3 rRNA genes are annotated in these 5,448 nt (G+C 58.2%); all 3 read left to right on the top strand.

What is annotated here, in order from left to right:
• Nucleotides 1-187: 187 nt before the first annotated feature.
• The 3 genes from LQ51_RS03285 to rrf all read left to right on the top strand — a co-directional run bounded on the left by LQ51_RS03285 (nucleotide 188) and on the right by rrf (nucleotide 5,401).
• Nucleotides 188-1,702: ribosomal RNA gene (locus tag LQ51_RS03285) — 16S ribosomal RNA — on the top strand.
• A gap of 390 nt (nucleotides 1,703-2,092) precedes the next feature.
• Nucleotides 2,093-5,202: ribosomal RNA gene (locus LQ51_RS03280) — 23S ribosomal RNA — on the top strand.
• An 82-nt stretch (nucleotides 5,203-5,284) separates the two neighbouring features.
• Nucleotides 5,285-5,401 (top strand): 5S ribosomal RNA (gene rrf / locus LQ51_RS03275).
• The 16S, 23S and 5S rRNA genes sit together here, the layout of an rRNA operon.
• The last annotated feature ends 47 nt before the right edge of the window (nucleotides 5,402-5,448 follow it).

Here is a 5,448-nt window from a genome sequence, read left to right as displayed (position 1 = left end):
TGCCCCGGATGGGGGTTCCACGGTGTGGGGCTTTCGGATGGTGTGTGGTTGTTCTTTGAGAACTCAACAGGGTGCTTGTAAAGCCAGTGCCAATTGTTTTATACCCCGTGCTGGTCAGTTTTTCTGGCTGGTTGGGATTCCTTTGGCAACACTTTTGTTGTCAGGTTGATTGCTGTTCGACAAGTTTTTGTTGGAGAGTTTGATCCTGGCTCAGGACGAACGCTGGCGGCGTGCTTAACACATGCAAGTCGAGCGGAAAGGCCCTTCGGGGTACTCGAGCGGCGAACGGGTGAGTAACACGTGAGTAACCTGCCCTAGGCTTTGGGATAACCCTCGGAAACGGGGGCTAATACCGGATATGACCGCTGATCGCATGGTTGGTGGTGGAAAGTTTTTCGGCCTGGGATGGGCTCGCGGCCTATCAGCTTGTTGGTGGGGTGATGGCCTACCAAGGCGACGACGGGTAGCCGGCCTGAGAGGGCGACCGGCCACACTGGGACTGAGACACGGCCCAGACTCCTACGGGAGGCAGCAGTGGGGAATATTGCACAATGGGCGGAAGCCTGATGCAGCGACGCCGCGTGAGGGATGACGGCCTTCGGGTTGTAAACCTCTTTCAGCAGGGACGAAGCGTAAGTGACGGTACCTGCAGAAGAAGCGCCGGCCAACTACGTGCCAGCAGCCGCGGTAAGACGTAGGGCGCGAGCGTTGTCCGGATTTATTGGGCGTAAAGAGCTCGTAGGCGGCTTGTCGCGTCGACTGTGAAAACCCGCAGCTCAACTGCGGGCCTGCAGTCGATACGGGCAGGCTAGAGTTCGGTAGGGGAGACTGGAATTCCTGGTGTAGCGGTGAAATGCGCAGATATCAGGAGGAACACCGGTGGCGAAGGCGGGTCTCTGGGCCGATACTGACGCTGAGGAGCGAAAGCGTGGGGAGCGAACAGGATTAGATACCCTGGTAGTCCACGCTGTAAACGTTGGGCGCTAGGTGTGGGGGGCCTCTCCGGTTCTCTGTGCCGCAGCTAACGCATTAAGCGCCCCGCCTGGGGAGTACGGCCGCAAGGCTAAAACTCAAAGGAATTGACGGGGGCCCGCACAAGCGGCGGAGCATGCGGATTAATTCGATGCAACGCGAAGAACCTTACCTGGGTTTGACATGGCCGCAAAACTGTCAGAGATGGCAGGTCCTTCGGGGGCGGTCACAGGTGGTGCATGGCTGTCGTCAGCTCGTGTCGTGAGATGTTGGGTTAAGTCCCGCAACGAGCGCAACCCTCGTTCGATGTTGCCAGCGCGTTATGGCGGGGACTCATCGAAGACTGCCGGGGTCAACTCGGAGGAAGGTGGGGATGACGTCAAGTCATCATGCCCCTTATGTCCAGGGCTTCACGCATGCTACAATGGCCGGTACAATGGGCTGCGATACCGTGAGGTGGAGCGAATCCCAAAAAGCCGGTCTCAGTTCGGATCGGGGTCTGCAACTCGACCCCGTGAAGTCGGAGTCGCTAGTAATCGCAGATCAGCAACGCTGCGGTGAATACGTTCCCGGGCCTTGTACACACCGCCCGTCACGTCACGAAAGTCGGCAACACCCGAAGCCGGTGGCCCAACCCTTGTGGAGGGAGCCGTCGAAGGTGGGGCTGGCGATTGGGACGAAGTCGTAACAAGGTAGCCGTACCGGAAGGTGCGGCTGGATCACCTCCTTTCTAAGGAGCACCATCCACCGAAAGGTGGTATGGGGCCCGCGGCCCGCGAATGTCGGGTCGGGGTGCTCAATGGCGGAGACACTGGCAAGTTCGGCGTCGGCAACGGCCGGGAGACCTCTAGTACAGCCACTTCGGTGGTGGGAACGAGTTCCTGGTGCGGCTGGTGAGGAGCGTAAGCACCCTGTTGGGTCCTGAAGGAACAACCCTGGTGGTTGTTTTTTCGGAGCCTTGAGATGCCCCTGTGGACGGTGGTCCCCGGGGGCGGGAGGCGCCAGGCGCGGCCTGGCCTCGCATACCGGATCTTCTTTGTGGGGGTTGCTGGTGTGGGGCGGTGTGGGTTGTGGGTTGGTTGTTTGTTGAGAATTGCACAGTGGACGCGAGCATCTTTGTGGTCAAGTTGTCAAGGGCGAACGGTGGATGCCTTGGCACCAGGAGCCGATGAAGGACGTGGGAGGCCGCGATAGGCCTGGGGGAGCTGTCAACCAAGCTGTGATCCCAGGGTGTCCGAATGGGGAAACCCGGCACCAGTCATGTGGTGTCACCCGCACCTGAACACATAGGGTGTGTGGGGGGAACGCGGGGAAGTGAAACATCTCAGTACCCGTAGGAAGAGAAAACAAATAGTGATTCCGTGAGTAGTGGCGAGCGAAAGCGGATTGAGGCTAAACCGGCTGCGTGTGATACCTGTCAGGGGTTGCGTGGTCGGGGTTGTGGGACCCTGCTGAACGGGCTGACACTCGTTCGAGAAGTTACAAAGTTGGTGGCTAGTCGAACAGTCTGGAATGGCTGACCGTAGACGGTGATAGTCCGGTAGGTGAAAGTTGCTGACCTTCTGTGGGTGTTCCCGAGTAGCGGCGGACCCCTGAAATCTGCCGTGAATCTGCCAGGACCACCTGGTAAGCCTAAATACTTCCTGGTGACCGATAGCGGACGAGTACCGTGAGGGAATGGTGAAAAGTACCCCGGGAGGGGAGTGAAATAGTACCTGAAACCGTTCGCCTACAATCCGTCGGAGCCTTGCGGGGTGACGGCGTGCCTTTTGAAGAATGAGCCTGCGAGTTAGTGGCATGTGGCGAGGTTAACCCGTGTGGGGGAGCCGTAGCGAAAGCGAGTCTGAATAGGGCGTCTTTAGTCGCATGCTCTAGACCCGAAGCGGAGTGATCTAGCCATGGGCAGGCTGAAGCGCGGGTAAGACCGCGTGGAGGGCCGAACCCACCAACGTTGAAAAGTTGGGGGATGACCTGTGGTTAGGGGTGAAAGGCCAATCAAACTCCGTGATAGCTGGTTCTCCCCGAAATGCATTTAGGTGCAGCGTCGCGTGTTTCTTGCCGGAGGTAGAGCACTGGATGGTCTAGGGGGCCCACAAGCTTACCGAAATCAGCCAAACTCCGAATGCCGGTAAGTGAGAGCGCGGCAGTGAGACTGCGGGGGATAAGCTTCGTAGTCGAGAGGGAAACAGCCCAGATCACCAGCTAAGGCCCCTAAGCGTGTGCTAAGTGGAAAAGGATGTGGGGTCGCATAGACAACCAGGAGGTTGGCTTAGAAGCAGCCACCCTTTAAAGAGTGCGTAATAGCTCACTGGTCAAGTGGTTCCGCGCCGACAATGTAGCGGGGCTCAAGCACACCGCCGAAGCTGTGGCACTCACACATGAACTTCGTGCCTCCTTGATGGGGTATGCAGGTGTGTGGGTGGGTAGGGGAGCGTCGTGCCGGGGGTGAAGCAGCGGGGTGACCCAGTTGTGGACGCGGCACGAGTGAGAATGCAGGCATGAGTAGCGAAAGAAGGGTGAGAAACCCTTCCGCCGGATGACCAAGGGTTCCAGGGCCAGGCTAATCCGCCCTGGGTGAGTCGGGACCTAAGGCGAGGCCGAGAGGCGTAGTCGATGGACAACGGGTTGATATTCCCGTACCCGCGAAAGAGCGACCCTGACGAACCTCGTTGTGCTAACCACCCAAACCGCCGGCGGTCTTCGGACCAATGGTGGGGAGCGTGGGAACCTGGCGGGTAGTAGTCAAGCGATGGGGTGACGCAGGAAGGTAGCTGATCCCGGCCGGTGGTTGTGCCGGGGTAAGCGTGTAGGCCGTGCCGTAGGCAAATCCGCGGTACATGTGGCTGAGACGTGATGCCGAGCCGATTCAGGTGAAGTCAGTGATCCTATGCTGCCGAGAAAAGCCTCTAGCGAGTTCTGAGCGGCCCGTACCCCAAACCGACACAGGTGGTCAGGTAGAGAATACCGAGGCGATCGGGCGAACTGTGGTTAAGGAACTCGGCAAATTGCCCCCGTAACTTAGGGAGAAGGGGGGCCGGAGACGTGAAGCCCCGCGCGGGTGGAGCGTTGTATGGCCGCAGAGAGCAGGGGGAAGCGACTGTTTACTAAAAACACAGGTCCATGCGAAGAAGTAATTCGATGTATATGGACTGACGCCTGCCCGGTGCTGGAACGTTAAGGGGACCTGTTAGCTCTTTCGGGGGCGAAGCGGAGAACTTAAGCGCCAGTAAACGGCGGTGGTAACTATAACCATCCTAAGGTAGCGAAATTCCTTGTCGGGTAAGTTCCGACCTGCACGAATGGCGTAACGACTTCCCCACTGTCTCAACCACAGGCCCGGCGAAATTGCATTACGAGTAAAGATGCTCGTTACGCGCGGCAGGACGGAAAGACCCCGGGACCTTTACTATAGCTTGACATTGGTATCCGAATTAGCTTGTGTAGGATAGGTGGGAGCCGGTGAAGTCCATACGCCAGTATGGGTGGAGGCAATCTTGAAATACCACTCTGGTTGATTTGGGTATCTAACTTCGGACCGTTATCCGGTTCAGGGACAGTGTCTGGTGGGTAGTTTAACTGGGGCGGTTGCCTCCTAAAGGGTAACGGAGGCGCCCAAAGGTTCCCTCAGCCTGGTTGGCAATCAGGTGTTGAGTGCAAGTGCACAAGGGAGCTTGACTGTGAGACTGACAGGTCGAGCAGGGACGAAAGTCGGGACTAGTGATCCGGCACTGGCATGTGGAAGCGGTGTCGCTCAACGGATAAAAGGTACCCCGGGGATAACAGGCTGATCTTCCCCAAGAGTCCATATCGACGGGATGGTTTGGCACCTCGATGTCGGCTCGTCGCATCCTGGGGCTGTAGCAGGTCCCAAGGGTTGGGCTGTTCGCCCATTAAAGCGGTACGCGAGCTGGGTTTAGAACGTCGTGAGACAGTTCGGTCCCTATCCGCCGTGCGCGTAGGATACTTGAGAAGGGCTGTCCCTAGTACGAGAGGACCGGGACGGACGAACCTCTGGTGTGCCAGTTGTCCCGCCAGGGGCACGGCTGGTTAGCTACGTTCGGAAGGGATAACCGCTGAAAGCATCTAAGCGGGAAGCTCGCTTCAAGATGAGGTATCCCACCCACTTTGTGGGGTAAGGCCCCCAGCTAGACGACTGGGTTGATAGGCCGGAAATGTAAGCCCGGTAACGGGTTCAGTTGACCGGTACTAATAGGCCGAGGACTTGACTACGAAGCTGCTACGCGTCCACTGTGCAACTCTGAACAAGCAACAACCCCCGATGGTGTGTGGTTGTTTGACATGTTCATAGAGTTACGGCGGTCATGGCGGAGGGGAAACGCCCGGTCACATTCCGAACCCGGAAGCTAAGCCCTCCAGCGCCGATGGTACTGCACTCGGGAGGGTGTGGGAGAGTAGGACACCGCCGGACAATCTTTCAGTCAGGGCCACCCCCAACGGGGTGGCCCTGACCGCATT

The sequence above is a fragment of the Micromonospora sp. HK10 genome (genome assembly GCF_000982955.1).
Classification (GTDB): Bacteria; Actinomycetota; Actinomycetes; order Mycobacteriales; family Micromonosporaceae; genus Micromonospora.
This window is presented reverse-complemented; position numbering and strand designations above follow the sequence as displayed.